The sequence below is a fragment of the Limnospira sp. genome, from assembly GCF_051859755.1.
GTDB classification, from domain to species: Bacteria; Cyanobacteriota; Cyanobacteriia; order Cyanobacteriales; family Microcoleaceae; genus Limnospira; species Limnospira fusiformis.
The window spans coordinates 1-4,115 of the sequence record NZ_JBIMLI010000239.1; the positions used below are offsets into that span (position 1 = coordinate 1).

The 4,115-nt window shown below is 45.8% G+C and carries 4 protein-coding genes; 2 read left to right on the forward strand and 2 right to left on the reverse strand.

Annotation, left to right across the window (positions count from 1 at the left end; translation table 11 throughout):
* Positions 1 to 173 precede the first annotated feature (173 nt).
* On the forward strand, positions 174 to 464 hold the full coding sequence (locus tag ACTIE0_RS23150; protein ID WP_006624823.1) for a PDDEXK family nuclease: 291 nt from the start codon (positions 174 to 176) through the stop codon (positions 462 to 464).
* 540 nt (positions 465 to 1,004) lie between these two features.
* On the opposite strand, the gene ACTIE0_RS23160 is transcribed toward ACTIE0_RS23150, so the two are convergent.
* Positions 1,005 to 2,366, reverse strand: a complete 1,362-nt coding sequence (locus tag ACTIE0_RS23160; RefSeq protein ID WP_008055231.1) for a WD40 repeat domain-containing protein — start codon at positions 2,364 to 2,366, stop codon at positions 1,005 to 1,007.
* Between the two features lie 80 nt (positions 2,367 to 2,446).
* Positions 2,447 to 2,944, reverse strand: a complete 498-nt coding sequence (locus tag ACTIE0_RS23165) for a ferric reductase-like transmembrane domain-containing protein (RefSeq protein WP_006668172.1) — start codon at positions 2,942 to 2,944, stop codon at positions 2,447 to 2,449.
* 32 nt (positions 2,945 to 2,976) lie between these two features.
* Here ACTIE0_RS23165 and ACTIE0_RS23170 point away from each other — a divergent pair, with 32 nt between their 5' ends.
* Positions 2,977 to 3,102, forward strand: coding sequence for a hypothetical protein (locus tag ACTIE0_RS23170; RefSeq protein WP_008055230.1), 126 nt, complete (start codon positions 2,977 to 2,979; stop codon positions 3,100 to 3,102).
* Positions 3,103 to 4,115 lie beyond the last annotated feature (1,013 nt).

The window sequence follows — 4,115 nt, forward strand, 5'->3', positions numbered from 1 at the left end:
TTCACCAAGGGGTGAAAGTCCCACTAGGAGGTTATTTCAGGCATTGCAGCCTTATTTGACTCCTAAACGTCTCGCACCACCAACAAGATTATGATACCATTGAAGCCTATTTTATTCCTAAAATAAACGCGCCCAAGGTCAAGTCCCGAGATGCGATCGCCGATACGTTTTTATTGGCATGGAGCCTTTGTCCCCATGAAAATCCCTCGGACCTGTGGCATCATGTCCTGTACCGAATTTACCTCCGCACTAAGCAAGGGACAAATCCCCAACAAAGTTGGGTGAGAACTTCCGGTGAAGCTTTCGATCTAGCATTATCCCAAAAATACAATCCCATTTTACGCAATCACGGCATCAAATTAACGCCTTTATTTTCCAAAAAAGACAAAAAAGAGACATTAGAGCGCATGGGAATTTCCGATTTAGTTGGCTCTAGTAAAATTGATATAGCCATTGAAAAGTAGGGTGAAACGAGAGGACTATTACCGAATGGATATGGCATCATCGGTGGCATTCACGCTAAAGTTAGCTTGGCTGAAAGAGTATCGGATGATATTCCGGCCAGTCGAATTATGATGCAATATGGGTTTCTGAGTCTCTTATCGACCTTAGATGTTAAATCCTTCCCCCCTCCTGGAGGAGATTTAATTAATCGCGCAGAGTTCGGGTCACCGGACAATCCCAGTGACAAACGGCGCTATGGGGCGCATCTAGAAGTTGGGGGAGGAGGTAGAAGGCTCAAAACAACTGCCCTCTGGAAACAAGTCATCAAAGCGACTATTTACCCAGGCAAGACGTAAATGTAACAGGTGATTAAATTCCTGACTACTCCACCGCATACCGACTCCCTTAAAGCGCTACTGAAATTTATACTGCTGCCTTGGGACTGAAGTCTATGCGTTGAGATTCAGCTATCTTCATTAGCTGCCAGACTGCCGATTGCCTGCGATGAGGATAATCGGCAGCATCTTGTTCCTACGAGCAAGAGAAGCAACCTAACAGGTTCACTTGTCCCATCCGCGCCAGGGACTAACTTCAATCGCCCCTGAAGGATGCAAGACCAGATGGAAATAGGCAAAATCTGCTTGATTTTGTTCCGTGCGTAAATTCGGCAAAGGGGTCTTGGTCACGAAATCGGCAGCCTTTTGATGCAGGGGTTGGTAGCTGGTAATCGCACCCTCTCGATTGACCGTGACCTGATAAGCTAAACTTTCAGCAAATTCTACCGATTGCCAATCGCCATCGATGCGCTCATACAAGATTTGATTGAGCTGCTCTAATTCCGTACTCTGGGTAATCTCTGTAAAAATGTTTGGCGATTCTGAGGCGATTGCCGGTTTCGGTTCAGTGGGGGACTTGGGAGCTATCAGCCACAATTTGATGGTTTCGTCACTACTGGCACTGACAAACTGGCGACCATCGGGACTAAAAACCACCGCTTGCACAGATTTAGCATGAGCTTGTAAGGCATCGAACACCTTACCCTCAGCGACATTCCACAGCCTCACCGTGCGGTCATGACTCCCACTAACTAAGGTACTGCCATCAGGACTCCATGCCAGGGATTGCACCCTATGAGAATGTCCCGTCAGAGTATTCAAGATGCTCCGGTTACTAGCATTCCATAGTGTAATGGTGCGATCGTCGCTGCCACTGGCGAAGAGTTGACCATCGGGGCTGACGGCAATCGCTCGGACTACCCCCGAATGAGCTTGGATGGTCAGAGACTTTTTGCCATCCTGAAGCTGCCAGATGCCGATTGTCCCATCCTCACAACCACTGAGCAGATATTGGCTGTCGGGAGTGAAGGCCAGCGCTCTTACCCAGTCCACATCCTGCAAGGTGGCAAGGGTTTCGCCTTGCAGATTCCAGAGTCTAATGGTTTTATCGGCACTGCCACTGGCAATTGTTTTGCCGTCCGGTGCGATCGCCACTACCTTAACGTCATCTGTGTGACCATTAAATGTGCGAATCAGCTTGCCCGTATCCAAGTCCCACAGCCTTACCCGGTTATCCACACTGCCGCTGATGAGATGCTTGCCATCCGGTGCGATGGCTAAAGATGCCACGGCACTGGCATGGGCTGCAATAGTCTGGCGCAGACTCCCGCTTTCTAAATCCCAAATCTTAATCGTACCGTCATAACTGCCACTGGCTAAAACTTTGCCATCGGGTGCGATTGCCGCTGCGTAAACCCATGCCGAATGTCCGTTCAAGGTGAGGCTAGGATACGAGAGAGAAGACATATCCGGACTGGAAACCAGCAGTTGCGTGCCAGTTTTTAACACAGTGAGTCCCACAATTGCGGTAAGAGTTGTCAATCCCAATCCCGCCGCATATTTCCAACCTGTCAGTTTTAAAATCATCTGTAAGTTCCCTGACTCAATTATTACCATTAAGCGTGTTCGTACCAGAAATCCCTTGAAGATTTGGGGTTCTAGTTCACTCAATCAGCCGTGGCAGATTTTGCTTTCTTCTGCTGTTGCACCTGCCATTCTTTCCAACGACGAACCAAAAATAACAGGGTAATACCCGTAATCATGATGGCCCCAAATGGAGTTAGATAGGTCCACTGGCCAGCCATTTTATCGAAAACGTGCCAAGTCAACATGAACATAGCCAAGTAAGTTAGCTCATGCAAGCGCTTCCAATTTTTCTTAAGTCTTTTCACGCTCCAATCATTGGAAGTAATTGCCAGGAGGGTAAAAATGATGAAAGTAACAACCCCTTGGATATAAACCCAGAAAGTCTTTAGGTCCGAAAAGTCAATATCTCTTTTTTTGACCAGAATATATCCATGCCCAAACGCCACAATAAAAGCCAAAATCCCAATCGTGCGACGATGCTTGAGCAGAAATTTAGGGATACTCGTTTGTTTCGTTTGGGGAAATACTACTCTGAGAATTGTCGGAAGTAAACTCAGGGTATAAAAAATTAAAGCCAAAAAGCCTAAAATAGTTAGGAAGTGGTGCAGAATTGATTGTTATCACCGTTGATTTTCCAGATACATTGCGAGTTATCTTAGTGGACAAAGAACTGAAAATGGCTTTTCTTGAAGTCAAGGCATGGCAATATCAAGCCCTAACACTAGAGAGGCAATAAAAGAACGAATTACACGCCAACGGAACGGTTTTCTACCCTTTCCCTAACTTGGGGTCAAAGTGTGACCATTAATTTCTCTAAAATGTGGCAGTAAAGTTGCAGAACCTGCGTACAGAAACGGATGCCGAAAATGGAACTCTTAGCCACATCCAAAGTAAGTTTTTAGGTTTGATTAACTAATAGGCTACAAACATTATCTACCGCAAAACCTGACATCCTTTGAAAATGCCAAGTCTATAACTCGAGATAACTGAAAACCGTGAAAAGTCGCCTTAGAAAACCTAATACTTACTATTAAAGAAACTTATAGCAGTCAATCCTGAAAAGCTCTGTTATAGAGGTTGTTCTTAACATCCATGTAGTAATTTAGTCGCGCCATCCCTGATTTTGAAACAAGTAGTGACATCTCTATCTCCTGAAAAGGATTGAGTACTTAAGTAGTATTCTGACCTCACTATAGCCTAGCAGATGTGTAGTGTCAAGCCCCAGAAAAAAAAAGAGAGTTCATCCTGGTGAAAACTAAACCCGTCAAGGGTTACGGGTTAGTTGTAGATCGCTACTACCAGTAAAACAGTAGGTTGGGTGAAACCCAAAGCGCGAAACCCGACCGTGAGACGATCGCCCTTATCAATCGTAACACAATTTACCATGTTCGATGTAGGATGTCCGAAACAGTAGGTTGGGTGAAACCCAACAGCAGTTGCTGAGGTGAAACCGGAACGCGATCGCCCTTATCAATCGTAACACAATTTACCATGTTCGATGTAGGATGTCCGAAACAGTAGGTTGGGTGAAACCCAACAGCAGTTGCTGAGGTGAAACCGGAACGCGATCGCCCTTATCAATCGTAACACAATTTACCATGTTCGATGTAGGATGTCCGAAACAGTAGGTTGGGTGAAACCCAACAGCAGTTGCTGGGGTGAAACCGGAACGCGATCGCCCTTATCAATCGTAACACAATTTACCATGTTCGATGTAGGATGTCCGAAACAGTAGGTTGGGTGAAACCC